This is a genomic window from Massilimicrobiota sp. An142 (genome assembly GCF_002160725.1).
GTDB classification, from domain to species: domain Bacteria; phylum Bacillota_I; class Bacilli_A; order Erysipelotrichales; family Coprobacillaceae; genus Allocoprobacillus; species Allocoprobacillus merdigallinarum.
This window is the reverse complement of sequence record NZ_NFLD01000008.1, coordinates 21,788-41,670: the sequence shown is the minus strand read 5'-3', so window position 1 is coordinate 41,670 and position 19,883 is coordinate 21,788. Positions and strand designations below refer to the sequence as shown.

22 protein-coding genes and 1 tRNA gene are annotated in these 19,883 nt (G+C 30.8%); 18 read left to right on the top strand and 5 right to left on the bottom strand.

Annotation, left to right across the window (positions count from 1 at the left end; genetic code table 11):
* Positions 1-60: 60 nt before the first annotated feature.
* On the top strand, positions 61-1,389 hold the full coding sequence (locus B5E87_RS05225) for a putative ABC transporter permease (protein WP_087243873.1): 1,329 nt from the start codon (positions 61-63) through the stop codon (positions 1,387-1,389).
* A 344-nt stretch (positions 1,390-1,733) separates the two neighbouring features.
* Positions 1,734-1,940 carry a hypothetical protein gene (locus tag B5E87_RS15225; protein WP_206399233.1) on the top strand — a complete coding sequence of 69 codons (207 nt, stop codon included), beginning with the start codon at positions 1,734-1,736 and terminating at the stop codon, positions 1,938-1,940.
* A gap of 269 nt (positions 1,941-2,209) precedes the next feature.
* Here the strand turns inward: B5E87_RS15225 and pdxR are convergent, their stop codons facing one another.
* A complete protein-coding gene (pdxR, locus tag B5E87_RS05215; protein ID WP_479684543.1) occupies positions 2,210-3,394 on the bottom strand; it encodes a MocR-like pyridoxine biosynthesis transcription factor PdxR in 1,185 nt (394 codons plus the stop codon).
* A gap of 35 nt (positions 3,395-3,429) precedes the next feature.
* On the bottom strand, positions 3,430-3,588 hold the full coding sequence (locus B5E87_RS15385) for a GntR family transcriptional regulator (protein WP_241147135.1): 159 nt from the start codon (positions 3,586-3,588) through the stop codon (positions 3,430-3,432).
* Positions 3,589-3,704: 116 nt separating this feature from the next.
* Here B5E87_RS15385 and B5E87_RS05210 point away from each other — a divergent pair, with 116 nt between their 5' ends.
* From B5E87_RS05210 to B5E87_RS05195, 4 genes are all read left to right on the top strand, one after another.
* Positions 3,705-4,292 carry an ECF transporter S component gene (locus tag B5E87_RS05210; RefSeq protein ID WP_087243872.1) on the top strand — a complete coding sequence of 196 codons (588 nt, stop codon included), beginning with the start codon at positions 3,705-3,707 and terminating at the stop codon, positions 4,290-4,292.
* Positions 4,293-4,331: 39 nt separating this feature from the next.
* Positions 4,332-4,408: transfer RNA gene (locus tag B5E87_RS05205), tRNA-Thr, on the top strand.
* 46 nt (positions 4,409-4,454) lie between these two features.
* Positions 4,455-5,324 carry a YitT family protein gene (locus B5E87_RS05200; RefSeq protein ID WP_087243871.1) on the top strand — a complete coding sequence of 290 codons (870 nt, stop codon included), beginning with the start codon at positions 4,455-4,457 and terminating at the stop codon, positions 5,322-5,324.
* A gap of 68 nt (positions 5,325-5,392) precedes the next feature.
* A complete protein-coding gene (locus B5E87_RS05195; protein WP_087243870.1) occupies positions 5,393-6,235 on the top strand; it encodes an HAD family hydrolase in 843 nt (280 codons plus the stop codon).
* 288 nt (positions 6,236-6,523) lie between these two features.
* Here B5E87_RS05195 and B5E87_RS05185 read toward each other — a convergent pair whose 3' ends face one another.
* A complete protein-coding gene (locus B5E87_RS05185) occupies positions 6,524-7,738 on the bottom strand; it encodes an O-antigen ligase family protein (protein ID WP_087243868.1) in 1,215 nt (404 codons plus the stop codon).
* A gap of 39 nt (positions 7,739-7,777) precedes the next feature.
* Here B5E87_RS05185 and B5E87_RS05180 point away from each other — a divergent pair, with 39 nt between their 5' ends.
* Both B5E87_RS05180 and B5E87_RS05175 read left to right on the top strand, forming a co-directional pair.
* The gene (locus B5E87_RS05180; protein WP_087243867.1) at positions 7,778-8,752 is read left to right on the top strand and encodes a TRM11 family SAM-dependent methyltransferase; all 975 of its coding nucleotides are present in this window, start codon (positions 7,778-7,780) and stop codon (positions 8,750-8,752) included.
* A gap of 11 nt (positions 8,753-8,763) precedes the next feature.
* Entirely contained in the window at positions 8,764-9,627 is an 864-nt protein-coding gene (locus tag B5E87_RS05175) for a diacylglycerol/lipid kinase family protein (RefSeq protein ID WP_087243866.1), read from the top strand.
* 203 nt (positions 9,628-9,830) lie between these two features.
* Here B5E87_RS05175 and asnB read toward each other — a convergent pair whose 3' ends face one another.
* Both asnB and B5E87_RS05165 read right to left on the bottom strand, forming a co-directional pair.
* Positions 9,831-11,657: an asparagine synthase (glutamine-hydrolyzing) gene (asnB, locus tag B5E87_RS05170; RefSeq protein ID WP_087243865.1), complete on the bottom strand. Its 1,827-nt coding sequence runs from the start codon at positions 11,655-11,657 to the stop codon at positions 9,831-9,833.
* A 77-nt stretch (positions 11,658-11,734) separates the two neighbouring features.
* The gene (locus B5E87_RS05165) at positions 11,735-11,926 is read right to left on the bottom strand and encodes a hypothetical protein (RefSeq protein ID WP_087243864.1); all 192 of its coding nucleotides are present in this window, start codon (positions 11,924-11,926) and stop codon (positions 11,735-11,737) included.
* A 150-nt stretch (positions 11,927-12,076) separates the two neighbouring features.
* On the opposite strand from B5E87_RS05165, the gene ftsE reads away from it, so the two are divergent.
* The 10 genes from ftsE (at position 12,077) to B5E87_RS05115 (ending at position 19,883) form a co-directional block, all read left to right on the top strand.
* Positions 12,077-12,769 (top strand): cell division ATP-binding protein FtsE, encoded by a 693-nt coding sequence (ftsE, locus tag B5E87_RS05160; protein WP_087243863.1) that lies wholly within the window; start codon positions 12,077-12,079, stop codon positions 12,767-12,769.
* Positions 12,756-13,661 carry a permease-like cell division protein FtsX gene (gene ftsX / locus B5E87_RS05155; RefSeq protein ID WP_087243862.1) on the top strand — a complete coding sequence of 302 codons (906 nt, stop codon included), beginning with the start codon at positions 12,756-12,758 and terminating at the stop codon, positions 13,659-13,661. The genes ftsE and ftsX overlap by 14 nt, the downstream gene beginning before the upstream one ends.
* Positions 13,662-13,701: 40 nt before the next feature.
* A complete protein-coding gene (locus tag B5E87_RS05150) occupies positions 13,702-14,205 on the top strand; it encodes an AAA family ATPase (RefSeq protein WP_087243861.1) in 504 nt (167 codons plus the stop codon).
* Between the two features lie 61 nt (positions 14,206-14,266).
* Complete coding sequence (locus B5E87_RS05145; RefSeq protein WP_241147134.1) at positions 14,267-14,827, top strand: CDP-alcohol phosphatidyltransferase family protein; 561 nt, start codon at positions 14,267-14,269, stop codon at positions 14,825-14,827.
* 68 nt (positions 14,828-14,895) lie between these two features.
* On the top strand, positions 14,896-15,297 hold the full coding sequence (locus tag B5E87_RS05140) for a hypothetical protein (protein WP_087243859.1): 402 nt from the start codon (positions 14,896-14,898) through the stop codon (positions 15,295-15,297).
* A 29-nt stretch (positions 15,298-15,326) separates the two neighbouring features.
* Entirely contained in the window at positions 15,327-15,506 is a 180-nt protein-coding gene (locus tag B5E87_RS05135) for a hypothetical protein (RefSeq protein ID WP_087243858.1), read from the top strand.
* A 68-nt stretch (positions 15,507-15,574) separates the two neighbouring features.
* Complete coding sequence (gpmI, locus tag B5E87_RS05130; RefSeq protein ID WP_087243857.1) at positions 15,575-17,092, top strand: 2,3-bisphosphoglycerate-independent phosphoglycerate mutase; 1,518 nt, start codon at positions 15,575-15,577, stop codon at positions 17,090-17,092.
* A 114-nt stretch (positions 17,093-17,206) separates the two neighbouring features.
* On the top strand, positions 17,207-17,818 hold the full coding sequence (locus tag B5E87_RS05125) for a hypothetical protein (RefSeq protein ID WP_087243856.1): 612 nt from the start codon (positions 17,207-17,209) through the stop codon (positions 17,816-17,818).
* Positions 17,815-19,203: a hypothetical protein gene (locus B5E87_RS05120; protein WP_087243855.1), complete on the top strand. Its 1,389-nt coding sequence runs from the start codon at positions 17,815-17,817 to the stop codon at positions 19,201-19,203. Before B5E87_RS05125 ends, B5E87_RS05120 begins: the two co-directional genes overlap by 4 nt.
* A gap of 170 nt (positions 19,204-19,373) precedes the next feature.
* Complete coding sequence (locus tag B5E87_RS05115; RefSeq protein ID WP_087243854.1) at positions 19,374-19,883, top strand: thioredoxin family protein; 510 nt, start codon at positions 19,374-19,376, stop codon at positions 19,881-19,883.

Here is a 19,883-nt window from a genome sequence, read left to right as displayed (position 1 = left end):
TCTTCATGTATTATTCATATATCTATGATAGTATCATATAGACTATGTTGGAGGGAAATGATGGAAAAGTTAATTTATGATCAATTATGGATATTTTTTGTTTATTCTTTTGTCGGTTGGGTCATAGGAACTATTCTTGCGGCATATCGTCGTAAGAAGTTTGTTGATGTTGGATTTTTATATGGACCATATTGCCCATCCTATGGTATTTGTGGCGTTTTGTTTTTTATTTTATTACATGAACTTCATGATCAATGGTTTTTTATGTTTTTAGGAGGAGCAATTATTTCTTCCTTTGTTGTATATATGACAGGTTTTTTCTTACAGAAAATTTTTCACCATAAATGGTGGGATTATTCAAGAAAGAGATTCCAATTCGGTAGTTATGTGCATATGCCTTATACAATTCTTTGGGGGTTGATGGCTATCATCTGTGTTGAATTTATTGAGCCAACACTTTTAAACGCTGTTCATTTGATTCCTTCATCCGTTGGAGAGATTCTCTTGATTATTATGGGTGTTGTTATGGCAGTCGATTTTGTTGGAACAATCACAGGTATTTTAAGTACACGTTCACGTGTGAAAAAAGGTGTCATTAAAGAGGTATCAGAAAACATGCAAAGAACGGCAGATCGTTTAGGCATGAGAATATCTGAATGGACACTTAAACATTTTGTGAATGCATTTCCAAATCTTGATAAAAAAGAAATTTTAAATGAGCCAAAAGTTGAAAAATCAACTGTATTTGCAAAAGGATGTTCTTTTTATAAATTATTATGGTTATTTCTTATTGGTGCATTTTTAGGAGATATTGTTGAAACATTATGGTGTCATTATACAACAGGCATATGGATGAGTCGTAGTAGTGTGATTTATGGTCCTTTTTCTATTGTTTGGGGAATTGGCTGTGCTTTATTAACTTTACTGTTATATCAGTATCGTTATAAAAGTGATCGCTTTATTTTCTTATTTGGAACGGTTGTAGGTGGAGCCTATGAATATGCATGTAGTGTTTTTACAGAAGTATTCTTTGGAACAGTTTTTTGGGATTACAGTCATCTTCCTTTTAACTTAGGAGGACGTATTAATTTATTATTCTGTTTCTTTTGGGGAATTGTGGCTGTGATTTGGATTAAAATCATTTATCCAAAATTATCAGACTTCATTGAAAAAATCCCAAAAAAAACAGGAACAATTCTTTCATGGTGTTTTATTGTTTTTATGACAATCAATATTATCATATCAGGATTAGCTATTCAAAGATATTCAGAAAGACAAAATGGACAAATCAATGCTCAAAATCCTGTAGAAGAATTTCTAGATCAGCATTATCCAAATGAAAGAATGGAACGTATTTATCCTAATGCAAAGTTTCCACAGAAAAAATAAAAAGCCTTAAAAAAGTGAAGGTGACAGATATAAATATCTTGACTTAACTTTTTTAAAGCATAAAAATCATTTATTTCATATATCTTGACTTTCCCTTCCAAAAGACATGTATTTTGTGTATGAATATAAATTTTTTATAATATATTGAGATGTTTTCTATGTAGTGTAGAAAGCATCTTTTTCATATTATAGGAATTTGGTTTTGTTTGGTTAATAAATGCTTAAAGTAAATATTTATAATAAGCAAATTAAAAAGTAACCAGATATATGATTTTTTGACCTATTGTATTGTTCCTTTTCCACATTTTATGCAGATGCATGACAATGAACTACATAACCGAGATATGCATATAAGTGGATTTTTAAATACTAAAAAAGTGGATATTGGAAGCACAGAAGTGGACATTCAAGATACAAAAGTGGATATTGAAAGTACACTTTTAGTAAAACACAAAAAGATTTATCTGTTAATAATACAACAAATCATGTTCGTAGATTATTTGAGAAGTTCGGGTATGATGAAGCATATATACAGTTATGAAGGTCATTGATTTGAAGCAATCTGCTGCCTCTAAGCTTCTTTCCAATTTAGTGCAGAAAGATATTATAGAGCCAGTATCTGGTCATGGAAAAGGTAAATATAAATTCAAAAAGTAAGCATCAAGATGGAGAAGATGCTAAACATCATGAACTGTATGAAAAACTTTTGAAATGAGGCACCGCAATCCCACAGGTTTTAGACGGTTGGTTAAGATAACAAAAAGCCAAAGCTTATGTTATACTTCTACTATGGAAATATGGAAATTATAAAGCAGTTCTCTTATTCCATTAATAACTGACACAGTAATTGGACGGCTAAAGGAATATCTTCAATTGAAAGTCCAGAATAGTTAATCACGATTGTATGTGAATCAAAAGGTTGGTCATAAAATTGGGAAAGCATGCTCATGTTGATTCTTAAATCTTGAGCACGTTTTAAAATAAAATTATCACTATATGGCAAAGAGAAATGAAGTAGAAAATGTAAACCTGAGTTTTCTTCAGTAATTGTAATTTGGGAAAAGAGAGGACTTTGTGAAAGTTGGAGAAGAAATTCATCACGGATGGATTTATAGTAGTTACGCATACGGTTAATGTGTTTTTCAAAGTGATGGTTTTGGATAAACTCGGCAAGAATAATCTGTTCAAAGCTTGATACACTACATGTATAGAAACCTAATTTTTGTTGGAAAATTTGAACGAGATGAGGTGGTAAAATCATATAACTGATACGAAATGATGGGGCTAGTGTTTTAGAAAATGTATTCATATAAATCACATGTTCATTTTGATCAATTTGAAAGAGTGGGGAAAGTGGTTTTCCTCGCATACGAAATTCACTATCATAATCATCTTCAATAATATAACGATGAGATTCTTCTGCCCATTGAAGTAATTCCAAACGTCTTTGTATGGGCATTGTGATACCTGTTGGGAAATGATGAGCAGGAGAGATATGCACGATTTGTGCCTGACTTTTTCTTAGTGCCTTTATATCAATGCCTTGTTGATCTAAGGGAATGTAATGATAATTGACATGATTGATGTGATAGACTTGGGAAATACTGTGATGACCTGGATTTTCTAAGGCATATATCTGATCTCTTCCTAATAATTGAATCACTAAATTATAAAGGTATTCACTTCCAGCTCCAATAATCACCTGATCAGGAGAAATATTCATTCCACAAAAGGCATAAAGATGTGAACAGATGGCACGCCTTAAAGATTCGCAACCTTGATGTGGAGAACGTGAAAGCAATTCTTGTGATTGAGATGAAAGGACTTGACGTGTCATTTTAGACCATGTAGAAAATGGAAAATGTAAAGAAGATACAGAATTTGATTTTAAGTCTATACGATAATGAGTTTGTTTTGGTTTTGTCATAACAGAAGAATGATTTTTTATATAATGGGGATAATGAAGTTCACTTACAAAATATCCTTTTCTTTCTTTAGAATAAATATACCCTTCAATTAGAAGCTGATGATAGGCATTCTCTACAGAATCAAACTGACATTTTGATTTTTCGCAAAAGCACGTTTAGAAGGTAATTTTTCATGGGGTTTGAGTTTTTGATGGATAATATCATTTTTAATGCATTGATATAAATATTCATACATAGGTATATCCAATTCTTTAAATGAATAAGTTAACATATTTTCACTCCTTGATATTATTATACTCAATCTGGATATATAAAAAAATACAAAACTGGATATTTTCATAAGACCAATAATCATATATACTGTTAGTCATATAGGGAGTGATAGATATGAATACAAAAATATTGAAAATCGTTTTAGTTGGTTTAATGGCTGGCTTATGTTATATATCATTTATGTTTTTACAGATTAAGATTCCCACACCAGGTGGTTTTACATCTTTTCATTTAGGAAATACTTTTTGTGTGTTGGCAGCTTTATTGCTAGGGGGATTACCTGGTGGTGTTGCAGGTGCTATTGGTATGGGAATTGCAGATTTGTTGGATCCGGCTTATGTGATTGTAGCGCCTAAAACAATTATTTTGAAATTAGGGATTGGTATCATAACTGGTTTGGTTGCACATCGTATTTTTCATATCCAGCATAAGCAAGGGAAAGCGTTATGGAAAGCAGTTATTTTATCAGCTACAGCAGGTATGTTATTTAATGTGATTGGAGAACCTATTTTTTCTTATTTTTATACTGCTTTTATTTTAGGTGCTCCTGATAATGCAGCAAAAGCATTAGCTTCATGGAATGCTATAACAACGACAGTGAATGCTTTGATGGCCATTGTTATTTCATCAATCCTGTATATGGCTATGGCTCCAAGATTACGAAATAATGGTTTATTAAAGAAAATTGCGCCAAAGGAATAGTAGAAATCTATTCCTTTTTGTATTATAATAATACAGGATGCCGACATAGCTCCAATCGGTAGAGCAGGCCACTCGTAATGGTCAGGTTGCAGGTTCAAGTCCTGTTGTCGGCACCATATGTAAAAACGCAACTGCGTTTTTTTCTTTATAAGGGGGAGCGATATGATTTTGAATCAGGAAAGTAAAAGATATTTTTTCATTATATTAGGGGCATTTATTTTTGCATTGGGAGTAAATTTATTTGTAGTACCTGTGCAATTATATAGTAGTGGGGTATTAGGAATTGCTCAAATTATAAGAACACTATTAGAACAAATCAGTAATGGCATGTTTCCATCTTCAATAGATATATCAGGAATTATTAACTTTGCGATTAACATACCTCTATTTATGTTAGCTTATCATACCATTTCTAAACGTTTTTTTGTCAGAACGCTATTATCTGTTATTTCTCAAACTATCTTTTTAACATTCATCATGATTCCAACAACACCACTTGTTGATGATATTCTTACCAATTGTATTATTGGTGGAATTGTGACTGGATTTGGTATAGGTCTAACATTACGCTGTTCTGGAAGTGGTGGAGGATTAGACATTTTAGGTGTCTATTTTACAAAAAAGTTACCACATTTTTCAGTAGGAAAATTATCATTATTTATTAATTTATCAATCTATGTTGTGTGTGCATTTTTATTTCATATTGAAATAGCCATTTATTCTGCCATTTATACGACATGTTTTACACTTGTTTTAGATAAAACTCATTATCAAAATATCAATGTAACATGTGTTATTTTTACAAAACAATTAGAAATTCAAAATAAAGTTTTATCTGAAATGGGACGTGGAATGACTTTTTGGCAAGGAAAAGGTGCTTATACAAAAGAAAATACTTATGTTATGGTAACAGTGATTAGTAAATATGAAGTGAATCAACTCAAACATATTATTAAAGGTCTTGATCCACAAGCATTTACTTTATTTTTTGAAGGTATGTCAGTGGATGGACACTTTGAAAAAAGATTATAGATTTGCAGTATTTGAAACAAATTTGGTTTTTATAGAGATTTGATTATAATGAAAATAGGGGGGATTTGATGGACAAGAAATTAATCTTTTTAGATGCAGATGGAACATTGACATTGCCAGATGGACGAGTATCACCAAAGGTGCAAGAAGCTATTCATCAAGTTCAAGAAAATGGACATGAAGTCTTTTTATGTACAGGAAGAAGTTATGCAGGAGCTAGACCACTTTTTCCAATTGGTTTCGATGGTATTATCAGTAGTGCGGGTGGATATATTGAGGTGCATGGTCAAAAAATCTTTGAATCATGTTTGAGTCAAGAAGATATTCAACTGGCAAGACATATTTTTGATCAGCATCACATTTTATATAATTTAGAAGCTAATCATATGACTTTTCAAGATGAAAAGATGAATTATGAATTTGTAAAACATCGTTTAAAAGATGGAGAAAATTTAAATTCTGAATTACAGAGATTATTAAATGAACAAAAAGAACATTTTAATATTCATCCATTAAAGGAATATGATGAAAATCCTATTCCTATTCAAAAGCTATGTTTTATGTGTGAAAAAGAGGAAGATTTAGAAGAACCTAAACGTGTTCTATCAGATAAATTTCATTTTGTCATTCATGAAATCTTTTCTCAAGATGTCATTAATGGTGAAATTATTATGAAAGGAACAGATAAGGGAACAGCTGTTGAAAAGGTATGTGAATATTTAAATATTCCTATTCAAAATACAATTGCTTTTGGAGATAGTATGAATGATTATGCGATGATTCAGACTTGTGAATATGGTGTTGTCATGGCAAATGGATCAAAAGAACTCAAACAATATGGAAATGCTATATGTGAAAGTGTACAGGATGATGGAATTTATCATGAATTGCATCGCTTAGGTTTATTTTAAAAAGTTGTCATAAAACGTTTATAACGTCTTTTGACAACTTTTTCTTTCTTTATATGCCATAGCTTCTCTTTGAAAATGTTTATAACCAAGATATGAAAAAATAATGAGGACAAGAGAATAACCAAGTGCAATTATCAAATCGAACTTAATGAAAAGCACAATGATAGCAAGAATCAAAAGCCAAAGTGAATGTTTATAACGCTGAAATTTTTCTTCAGGGTTTAAAGAATACCAGAACCATTTGTGCATAGATATCGCACTCCTCTTATTTATTATAACATAAAAAACCTACTTACGTAGGCTTTCATAAGCTTTTAAAGCATGTTTATGAACATCAAAAGAGCTGGCAATTAAAAGGTATAAAAATCCAGTCTGAACAAAGAAAATAGTATAATCTAATATCCCGTGAATAAAGATCATCACTGTAAAGGATATAATCAATGCAACCAATGTCTTATCAACTTTTAATTTCCATAAACGATATAATCTTTGAATATTAGAATAAATATATGGAGCAATAGTTAATAATCCGACAATTCCAAAACAAAGCAATGGATCTAAATAAATACTATGAGCATGTTCGGTTGGATGACCATGATATAATGGATAAATATGCATATAAGTCATAGGGCCTTCACCAAACAAAGGATGTGTTATAATATTTTGAATAGCAACTTCCCAGATACCAGCACGTGTCATGAAATAAGCAACAATATTATCAACACGTGGGAATTTTGATGGATTTAATAGGAAATAAATACAAGCCACAATAACAAGAGCTAATATGCATGCACATGTTTTATAATGCTTGTCTACAATCAACATAATTAAAATGCCACCAGCTAATGCAGGCCATGCAGTTCGACAGGCAGTCAATAATAAAACAAAAAGATTTAATCCAATGACTGCGACATAATAAATAAATTTTTTCCATTCTAATTTTATATCTTTAATTTTTAATATTTTATAGAAAGTTAAACAAACAAAGAATTCAATCATCATAGCATAGTAATTAGCATTAAAGAAAACGGAATTAATACGATCTTGAGGACGATTGAAAATCATGATTTCAAATTGATCAATATTGTAAGAATTCAAAATACCAATATATTCAATTAAACCATATAAAGCTGCAAAAATACTTAAAACAATAATACAGTTTGTTATATATTCAAATAATCGTGAATCAATATGAATACGATAATATAAAACAAAAGATAAAATCACTAAAATACCAATGCTACAAACAAAACCATAATAGTTTTGATAAAACAGAGAAACAATAGCACTTAATAAACTAAAATAAATAATAAAACGACTTTTAGGTATTTGTCTATAAGCTTCCTGTATTTCCCCTTTCCATAATAAACGAAGTGTTAAAAATATTAAAATCCCTCCACACATATAAAAAGGTAAAAACATTGAAAAAACAGCAACAATGATATATCTTTGATGATGTGTAAAATGTGTTTTTAAATACTGAATCCCAAAAATAAAAAACACCTCCCAAACGTATCTCTATTTTACAACATTTCTAAATTTATGTATACTATAAATAATCAAGATAACAAAAATGTAAGAAATGAGGGAAACAAGCTGAAATATTTATATATTTATAATTATTCGCCACATGAACAGAACTTATGTGAAATGGAATTTAGACATATTTTTCATGAAGATATGCAAACAAAATATTATATAACGAATCAGGATTTTGATTATTCCAGAAGTGTTTATATCAGGGGAAAATTAAATATTTTATATGAAAGTGCCTGTTTTGATGAAATAATCAATTTTATTGAACAACAGAATTATTGTTATTATGATTTTAAAGTCATCTATTTAAAAAACGAAATCACACATGTGCCATATCAGGAATCAATTGATAAATGTAAACAGATTGCCTTGCCTATTGCTGGTTCAGTGAATATGCATCATCCTCAAACAATCTTTGCGATTACAAAAATTCATGAAATATGGTATTTTGGTATTTATCAAAATGATATGAGCTGGAATCAACATAATGATAAACCTTATTCATATTCACATTCATTAGCCTTAAGAGATGCGAGAGCAGTTGTTAATATTGCTTTAGGAAATGATTTATCTAAAACGATTGTTGATCCATGTTGTGGAGTAGGAACTGTTGTTTTAGAAGGATTGAGCATGAATGCTCATATTGTTGGTTATGATATCAATAAATATGTGGCTTATCAGGCAAGATTGAACTTAGAACATTATGGGTATGATCCATTATTGATTCAAAGATGTGATATGAGAACATTAAAGAAAACATATGATGTCTGTATTTTAGATATTCCTTATGGTGTATATAGTCCATTTACATATCAGCAACAATGCGAACTTTTAGAAAAGACCAGAGATATTGCATCAGAACTGGTTTTAATTTCACATGTTCCAATGCAAAAAGAATTAATAAATATAGGATATCATATGAAAGATCAAGCTATGATACAAAAAGGGAGCTTTCAAAGATATATAACACATTGTCTATAGGAGTAGGAAAAATGAAACATATTTTTATGATGCATGATACAAAGCGTCATCATGATTTAGAAGGCATGATTCATGATATCATGCAGGAATATGTATATGAAATTGTTTATACAACATCAATGCAAGATAGTCAAAAATACATTCAAAATTGTTTAGAACCATCAAGATTTTATGCAGTTGGTGGAGATGGAACAATCAATGGCTTGTTGCAGGCGTTAGTACATAGTGAACATGAGCTCGTTATTTTACCTTTTGGAACGGGGAATGATTTTTGTCGTACACTTACAAAAGAAAAGGATATCCGTCAACTATTAATTCAATCATTAAAGCAAAAAAGCCAAAAAGTTGATACCATTCAAATCAATGACAGATATTATCTTAATGCAGCATGTTTTGGATTAGATAGTATGATTGCGAATAAAGTCCATGATATTCCAGATATTCCATTTGTACCTGAATCACAGAGTTATATTATATCTATTTTTAAACAAGTATTTCGTTATGATAATCATCATGTAAAGATTGTATCAGATGGAAAATGTCTTTATGATAATCAGACGATTCTCTGTACATTAAATAATGCACAATATTATGGTGGTGGTTTTCAAATCACACCTCAAGCTCAAATTCAGGATGGTTATATGGATATCTGTGTTGTCGATCGTGTACCAAAGATTAAAATACCTTATCTAGTCACTTATCTTTTATCACATCAATTACATAAACGACATGAAGTCCATTATTATAAAGTAAAAGAAGCAACAGCTTACTGTCGTCATAGCTGTAATATTGATGGTGAAGAATATAAAGCAGACAGTTATCATTTTCAAGTATGTCCACAATCATTAAACTTAGTGATGTATAAAAAAAGCTGATATGAATAAGTCGTTCATTGTGACTTACTCAATCAGCTTTTTCATTACATATAACTACAATGATTTTCTTTTTTATTAACAACAAGAATTCCTACACTAATAAGTGCTAATGAAGCGATAAAGTAACCTTTCCATTAGCATCAACTAAGATTGGAGTTTTTCTTTCTTCATAACTATAACAAAAAAACACTAAGATATTTAACTTAGTGTTTGTATTCTTCTGCAAAGAAAACCTGATGCCATAATGAGAAGCAATAGACAGTCCAGATTTTTTTATAATAGTCATGTTTATGATTTTTATGGTCTTCTAACATAGATAATAGTTTTTGATCATCAAACAATTGTTTAATAATAGGTGTCTGTAAACCATCATAAACTTTTTGATAAAGATCATCTTCACGCATCCATTCTCTAAGTGGAACAGGGAAACCTAATTTCTTTTTCTTGTAAGCTTCATTAGGAATGACTTTTTTAGCAGCTTGTCTTAATAAGACTTTTGTATTTTCTTTTGTGACTTTTTGATTATCTTTTAATTGACTTGCGACTTGGAAAACTTCTTTATCTGTAAAAGGAACACGACTTTCAATAGAATGAGCCATTGTCATTTTATCACCTTTTTGCAAGATGTCTTTAATAAACCAAGTTTGTAAATCAAAAGCTTGTCTTTTTTGAATATTTGTTGCTTTTTGAACACGATCAAAGACATTTCCAACAATATCTTTATGACTATGTAAATGACTTGTATCTTTTAATAAATGTTTACAATCATTATCAGAGAAAACAGGATTAACACCTACATAATAATCTTCAATACGTTCACCATTTCTAATTAAGAAAGGAATACCTTTAAATGTGGGTAGATGTTTACATATAGATGCAATAGCATGACGAATGAAGAAAGGAATTTTTCCATACAATCCACTATCAATATCTCCACGATAAGTATTATAACCACCAAAAAATTCATCAGCACCTTCACCAGATAAAACAACTTTGACATCCTGACTGGCAAGTTGACTAACAAAATATAAAGCGACTGCAGCTGGATCGGCAGTTGGTTCATCTAAATGATACATAATCTTTGGTAAGACTTCCAAATATTCTTCTTTAGTAATAATTTTGCTTTTGTTTTCAATACCTAATTGTTGTGTTAAATCTTTAGCGTAGTTAATTTCATTATATCTTTCATCATTATATCCAACTGTATAAGTATGTTGAGGTCTCGCTAATGAAACAAGATATGATGAATCAATCCCACTGCTTAAGAATGATCCAACTTCAACATCAGCAATCAAATGATGTTGGATAGAATCTTTCATGATTTGATCAATAGCTTGAATCATTTCCTGATCAGTTTTATATTGATCTTTGAATTCAATATGATAATAACGTTTAATTTGAATCTTTTGATCGTTATAAATAAGATAATGTCCTGGTAACAATTGTTTAACATTTTTAAAGAAAGTCTTTTCACCAGCTACATAATTCATTTTTAAATAAATATCTAAGACTTCAGTATTTAATTCTTTTTTAAAATCAGGATGATCTAAGAAACCTTTGATTTCACTTGCAAATAAGAAATGAGCAGGATCATCATAATAATAGAAAGGTTTAATTCCAAAATGATCTCTGGCACAGAATAACTCATGTGTCTCAGTATCATATAATGCAAAAGCAAACATCCCTCTTAAATAATTCACAACATCATAACGATATTCTTGAAAACCATGTAAAATCACTTCTGTATCACTATGAGTTTGAAAAACATGCCCTTTGGCTTCTAAATCTTTTTTTAATTCTAGATAATTATATATTTCTCCATTAAAGACAACGACCAAATGATCAGATTTCATAGGTTGCTGACCACCAGCTAAATCTATAATAGATAAACGGCGATGTCCTAAAGCTACATAATCATCAATGAACTGACCTTCACCATCAGGCCCTCTATGAGCAATACGATCCATCATCTTTTTTAGTACTTGACTTGCATTTTCATTAACAGGTGCGAATCCAACTATTCCACACATCGTAATCACTTCCTTCGTGAAAGCATTATAACATGCTTTTTCATATAAAAAAATAAAAAAGTAAAGAAAAAGAGGACTTAATCCTCATTGATGTCTACATATAATTCAACATATCCACAAGATTTACATAATGCCGCTTTTAAAGCATATTCCTTTTTCTTCAGGTTTTCATTTTTTTCGATGATTGTAAAGTCACTAATAGGTTGTGCAGTATCTTTAATATAACAATCTTCTTTCATTTCTTTATGACATCTTGGACATTTTCTCATGCATACCACCTCTCTAATATTATTATACAAAATTTTAAAAAGAAAACAAAGAAAAACAGAAAAATGTGTTCATTATGATTTTACAAGAAATCCATTATTTCCCATTTTATTCGTTGAAATATATGTTATAATATGTCGAGAGGTGATTGGATGATAAAACTTGAAAATGTAACAAAAGTATATAAAACCGGTGTAAGAGCCGTTAATAATATGAATGTTGATATTGGTGATGGTGAGTTTGTTTATGTCATTGGTCCAACTGGTGCAGGTAAATCAACTTTCATCAAATTATTGTATCGTGAAGAAAAAGCCAGTTCTGGTAAAGTTATAGTAGCAGGACAGGATGTCTCTAAAATTAAAGATCGTAAGGTTCCTTATTTTAGAAGAAATATTGGTGTTGTTTTTCAAAACTTTAGATTATTACCTAAAAAAACAGTCTTTGAAAATGTAGCTTTTACATTAGAAGTGACTGATACACCTAAAGTTCAAATCAGAAAAAAAGTGAGAAGAACATTAGAACTTGTTGGATTAGAAGATAAAGCCAATGCTTTTCCTCATGAATTATCTGGTGGTCAACAACAACGTGTAGCGATTGCCAGAGCGATTGTGAATAATCCTAAAGTTTTGATTGCTGATGAACCAACAGGAAACTTGGATCCTGATACTTCTCATGAAATTATAGAATTATTAGAGCGAATTAATGAAATTAATCATACAACAATATTAGTTGTCACACATGATAAAGAAATTGTTCAAAAACATAAAAAAAGAACAATTTTAATTGAAGATGGTTGTATTAAAACGGATACAAGTGTAGGAGGTTATGTTGATGGAATTCATTAGTTGTATAAGAAACTTTCCTAAACACTGTAAAACAGCTTTTCAAAATATTTGGCGTAATGGCGTTATGTCTGTATCATCTATTTTTGCAGTGACTATAACCTTATTATTAATTGCAGTGATTGGAGTTATTGCGATTAATATTCAGGATATGACTTATAGTATTGAAGATAGTTTAACAATCTATGTACAGATGGATAGAGAAATCAGTGATAAAGAAGCACAACAGATATTGCCTGAAATTGAAAAAATTGATGGCGTTAAGAAAGCAACTTTTTCATCTAAGGAAAATGAGTTAGATAAGTTAATTGAAATGCAGGATGAAGATGGGAAAAAATTGTTTGAAAGTTATCGTGAAAACAATCCTTTAGGAGCAGCTTATGTTGTTGAAGTAGACGATGCCAAAGAAATAGATACGGTAGCTGATCAGATTAGTGGTTTAGAACATGTCAATCAAGCGACATCTGGTGGAGACTCTACAAATTCTTTAGTGAATAGTTTAGAAACAGTTAGAAATGGTGGTGCTATTTTCGTTGTAGGACTGACTATTATCGCATTGTTTATGATTGCCAATACAATCAAGATTACAATTACATCACGTCAAACAGAAATCAGTATTATGCGTATGGTTGGAGCAAGCAACTGGTATATTCGTTTACCATATATGCTTGAGGGTGTTTTTATTGGTTTATTAGGTTCTATTGTTCCTATTCTGGTGATGTATTTTGGATATAATTGGATATACAGTGGAGCTGTGGATTTATTGCCAGCCATGTTATCAATGCGTGAACCATTCCCATTTATTTGGCATTGTTCAGGAATAATGGTTGCTTTAGGATGTGGTGTTGGTTTGATTGGAAGTTTTGTATCAGTTAGAAAATTCTTGAAATTTTAAAAGCTTTGGGAAAAGACCCGAAGCTTTTTTTGGAGGTTATATGAAAAGGTTTATTATGATTGGTGGAACGATGGGAGTTGGCAAAACAACCACGAGTCAACTTTTAAAAAAGAAATTAAATCATAGCGTTATGTTAGATGGTGATTGGTGTTGGGATATGCATCCTTTTATTGTCAATGAGGAAACCAAAGCTATGGTCATCAATAATATTGTATATCAGTTACAGTCTTTTATTGACTGCTCTGTGATTGAAAATATTATTTTTTGTTGGGTGATGCATGAACAATCTATCATTGACCAAATTTGTGATCGTCTTTGTTTAGATGACTGTCAGGTTTATTCAATATCCCTTGTCTGTGATGAACAGACATTAAGACAACATCTTCAAAAAGATATTGACTTAGGTCTAAGAGAAGAAAGCATCATCAAAAGAAGCTTAGAGCGTATGTCTTGTTATGATAAGTTATCTTCACATCAGATAGATATTTCTTCATTGAAGCAAGATGAAATTATTCAGGATATTATCGAATATATTCAAAAATAACATACGTTTGACTTCATTATCTATTTTCCTTATAATAGGGAATATATAAAGGCAGGGACATATGATGTTTACAAAAAAAGAGATATTCAGTATTCCAAATATATTATGTTATTTTCGTATATTACTTGTACCCGTATTTTTGTGGGCATATTTTGATTTGCAATCAGATAAGGGACACTTGGTGGCTGCTGGGGTGTTGGTGCTATCGAGTTTAAGTGATTTTCTTGATGGATTTATTGCCAGAAAATGTCATATGATTACAGAACTCGGTAAGCTGATTGACCCTGTGGCTGATAAATTGACACAGTTTGTAGTGGCATGTACATTAATGTATACTTATCCAGCCTATGCATGGCTGGTTGCGATTATTGTCTTGAAAGATGGTATGTTGTTGTTTGTGGGATATTATATTTATCGTAAAAAAGATAAACATCTTTCTCAAGCTCAAATGCCTGGTAAGGTCGCAACAGCTGTATTCTTTATTGTATCTATTATTCTGGTTGCTTTTTATATTCCAGGAACAATGATTTCATCAATTTTGATTTATTCAACGCTTATTTTAATGATTATTGCGATGATTTATTATGGGCATGGTTTATATCGTTTATATCGTGAGAATTAAAGGCTTTTATAGCCTTTTTTCTATGCTTTCTTTTATGAATTCTGTATAATAAAAATAGGTGATATATTATGGGAAATAAAAGAGAATTAAAACGTTTATGTTATATGGAAGCTTTGGAAGATAATGTGGTTGGAGTAGAGATGATTTTAAATAGATTTAATCAGATTGATAATAAAAAAGGTGTTTTTGATTCTTATATTTTGACACATGATCGTACCAAAGCTATTTTGGATTTAGAATTGTCACTGGCTACACTTTGTATTTTACTTAGAAAGATGTCTGAAAACTTGATGGTTGTTATACCATCAGAATTACGACGTGATATTAATAGTATTATTCATTCTAATCGTTTTGAATACAATCGTTTAGAAGTTATTGTTTATTCACAAAAAGGGAGAGAACCAGTAGATTTAAGAGGGTTGCTTCGCTTTTGTCATTCAGTGCTTGATAGTGACAAAGTTCGTAAATAAGGGATGTTAAAATATCATTGGTGATGACAATGAATTTAAGAAAGAATATAGGTATCATTATGATGATGTTAGGTGTGATTTTAACGATTAATCATGAACAACAAAATGAGTTTATTCAACACCTGGAAACAAGTATTAAAGCTTATTGGCCTCTGGTTATTAGTTTTATAGGTATCTATATGATTTCTACACCTAGAAAAAGAAAATAAAATGTATATATAACTTTATTTTTTAAGTCAAATTTTGTATAATGAACGCGTATGGAGGTATAGAGAATATGAAAAAAAGACCTGTAGTTTTATGTATTTTAGATGGGTATGGATTAAGTGATCGTGTTGATGGAAATGCTGTCAAATTAGCAAATACACCTAATTTAGATGATTTAATGGCCATGTATCCAACAACAACTTTAAAAGCTTGTGGAAATGCCGTTGGATTACCTGAAGGACAAATGGGAAATAGTGAAGTTGGGCATTTAAATATTGGTGCGGGAAGAATTGTGTACCAATCATTAACACTCATTAATAAAGCTGTAGAAGATGGAACATTCTTTACAAATGAAGCTTTCTTAAAAGCAATTCAACATGCAAAAGATAATGGTTCTAAGTTACATATTTGGGGATTATTATCAAATGGTGGTGTTCACTCTTCAAATGAACATATTTATGCATTGTTAAAACTTGCAAAAGATCAAGGATTAGAAAAAGTTTATGTTCATGCATTCTTAGATGGTAGAGATGTAGCTCCAGATAGTGGTGCTGATTTCGTACAAGAATTACAAGATAAGATGAATGAAATCGGTGTTGGTCAAATTGCTTCTATTTCTGGTAGATATTATGCTATGGACAGAGATAAAAGAATGGATCGTATTGAATTAGCTTATAATGCATTAATTGGAAAATCTGGTGAAACTTATAGTGATCCAGTTCAATATGTCAAAGATTCATATGCGAAAGAAGTTTATGATGAATTCGTGATTCCTGGATATAATCCAGATACAAATGGTGCTATTGCAGATAATGATGCTATTATCTTTGCAAACTTCAGACCAGATAGAGCAATTCAAATGTCTAATGTGTTCACTGCTGATGTTTATGATAACTTTAAACCAGCAGATAAACCACAAAATATTCATTTTGTATGTATGATGAGATATGCTGATACTGTTAATGGAGATATCGCATTCCATTCATTGGATTTATCAAATACTTTAGGTGATTATTTATCAGCTCAAGGATTAAAACAATTAAGAATTGCTGAAACTGAAAAATATGCGCATGTTACATTCTTTATGGATGGTGGAGTTGATAAAGAAATTGAAGGAGCAACTCGTGTTTTAATTAATTCACCAAAAGTTGCCACTTATGATTTACAACCAGAAATGAGTGCATATGAAGTTAAAGATGCATTAATTGCTGAATTAGATAAAGATATCTATGATGTTGTGATTGTCAACTTTGCAAACTGTGATATGGTTGGACATACTGGAATTATTCCTGCAGCTATCAAAGCAGTCAGCGTCGTTGATGAATGTGTTGGAGAAGTTTATGAAAAAGTTCTTGAACTTGGTGGAACAATGTTAATTACTGCGGACCATGGTAACAGTGAAAAACTATTGGATGAAGAAGGAAATCCATTTACAGCTCATACAACAAATCCAGTACCTTTAATTCTAACAAATACACACTTAGAATTAAAAGAAGGTGGAAAACTAGGAGATTTAGCTCCAACAATCTTACAGTTATTAGGATTACCAATTCCTAAAGAAATGACTGGAGAAAGCTTATTAAAATAATAGAAATGAAGGCTAAGACGAATCAAAACGTCTGGCCTTTTTTTTGTAGACAACATGAAAATAAGTCTATCTATGTCAAAATATGATATAATAAGTAAAAGGGAGGGGTTTATTATGAAACCAAAATTAAAATATGCTCCATTGGCTATCGCAACGGCTATTGTCAATGTTATAGCACTCATTGGAACATATATGATTTATTCACCGTTAAACAGTCTTGCAAATGCATCAAGTTCAGGTGATTATGCAAGCTTGGCGAATTTTTCAACAGATTCATTGACAAATGCTTCTTTGATTTTTTTATTAGGCATTGTCGCAACAGCGGTGATTGCCATTTTATTACTTGTATTTTTTATTTATGAAGAAAGAAAAATAGCTATCATTATCAGTTGTGTTATAGGGGCAATTGAATTTGTTTTATTCTTACGCTTCTTTGATACAATCATGTCAACAGTCATGGGAGGATTAGGATCATTGATATGGGGGTCTACACAATCAGAAAGTCATATGGTTGCATCAATTCTAGGAAGTTTACAATTGACATTGGTTGTGACATTCATTGGTGCTATCTTCCACATTATTATTCTTTTACAGATGTATCATGTGATTCATCTTTCATTCTTACAGCCATATACACCATCACTACTTTGTGGTGAGGCTATAAACGTTAATCAGGAGAGTTCTTCTCAAGAATCAAATCCCGATGAAGGAGGGGAATCACAATGAAAAAAACATATTCTTTTAAATCACTATGTTTATTGATTCTCATATTTGACTTGATATTATCTATCAGTTTATGGAGAATTGCGACTATGGCATCAGATGTATTCAGTTTGATGGGTTCATTATCAAGTCTTATAAATTGGGCTATCTTTTTGATGGTTGGTGTATTAGGTGTGATTGTTGTAACTGTACTTTTATATCTTTATTATTTAAAGACAGAAAAAGTTCAGGGTATTTTATGGGATGCTATTTTACACACAGTCTTTTCTGTATTTTTTGGATTCCAGATGATAGATCTAGGTGATTCATTACAAGGTTTGGGTGGAAATCAAACTTTCACAACTATCATGGGTATTCTTGTTTTTGCTTCAGCATTATTACATTTATTTATCATGTTGCGTTTAGATCAAGTGATTCATGTGACTGTTTTAGATGCTTATTTACCAGCAGGTAAAGGACAGACGATTCAATCACCACCACCAGTGCATCAAACGGTTACAGAAGATACAACAGCTCCAACACAAGAAGTGAAGACACCTGCTGAACCAGTCATTACAAAAGAAAAAGCTATTGCATTTTTGAAAACTAAAAATGGGAAAATGATTTTAGGTGCTGTCATTGTTGTTGTGCTTGCTTTTGTAGGATATAAGATTTGGGATACATTCTTCAATAAAACGGTTATTGATGCTTTTGCAAACATGACCGTATCATATGATGGATATGATGGTGCTGGGGAAGCCTATGTTGATGAGTCAGATATTGACTATGATATGACTAATGCTCAGTTAGCACAGTTTGTTGGTGATATTTCATTTGATATTGAAAATAATGGAGAACTTTCTAATGGTGATAAAGTAACAGTAACAGCCGTATATTCAAAGGAAACAGCTAAGCAATTAAAAGTTGTTTTAAAAGAAGAATCAAAACAATTTGATGTTTCAGGTTTAATTGTGAAATATCAAAGTGCTTCTGAAATTGATAAAACGCTTTATCAAAAAGCATATGATGCTGCATTACAAGAATCAACAAATTCATCTTATTATGATACTGATTCAAAAAGAACTTTCTATAAGTCTTATTATATTAAAGAAAATACAGAAAATATTGAATATCAAAGAAATTATTTAGTCTTTGTCTTTAAAGAAACTTATCAGGGTTATGACTATTCAACACATCAAGATGTTGAAAAAACAAGATATATGTATTATTACACAAACTTTGATTCTAGTTATGATAGTGATGATGAATATATGGGAGAATCACGTTTATATAATGATTCATTTGATTATGTTGAAAATGAAGTTGATGTATTGACATCACTCAAAAAACAGTCGATTGCTGATTATGGAAATTCAAAAGTAGAAGAAGTCACTATTCCAGTTTCATAGATATAAACGAGTTTAGATGAAGAAAACGCACGTTTGTGCGTTTTTTAAATACAATAAATGCATAAAGTTAATATAGAGTTTAAAAAGTCATGATAGATTTTGAAAATGGAAAGACATAAGTTGATTATTGATGAGTCTTTATGTTATATTAAACAAAAGTGGTGATAATCATGAAAAAATGGATATGCCTATTTATAACATGTCTATTATTAATAGGATGTCAACATACACAAACAGAGAAATTGGTTATTCAAGGTATTCAAGAAATACCTTATGAAGAATTGGTAGAAAAGCTTGATCAAAAAGTCACTTTTTTATTATATATAGGTAGACCAGACTGTGGTGATTGTCAGGATTTTTATCCGGTATTAGAAGAGTACATCAATGAGCATGAAGGAACAGGTATTTATTATTTGAATATTAAGGAATATCGTGATCGTGCTCGAGATGATGATGCAACACAGGCAGAAAAAGACTTTTATGAAAATATTTATCAAAGATTAGATTTTGATTGGACACCTACAATTGAGGTTATTAGAAATGGGAAAATAGATGAAACTTATCAGTATTTGGATGAAGATTATTTTGATATCCAAGATCGTGAACAACAACAAAAAAGGAAACAAGCGTTTTTAGATGAATTTGAAGTCTTTATGAATGATTATTTTGAGGAGGAATAG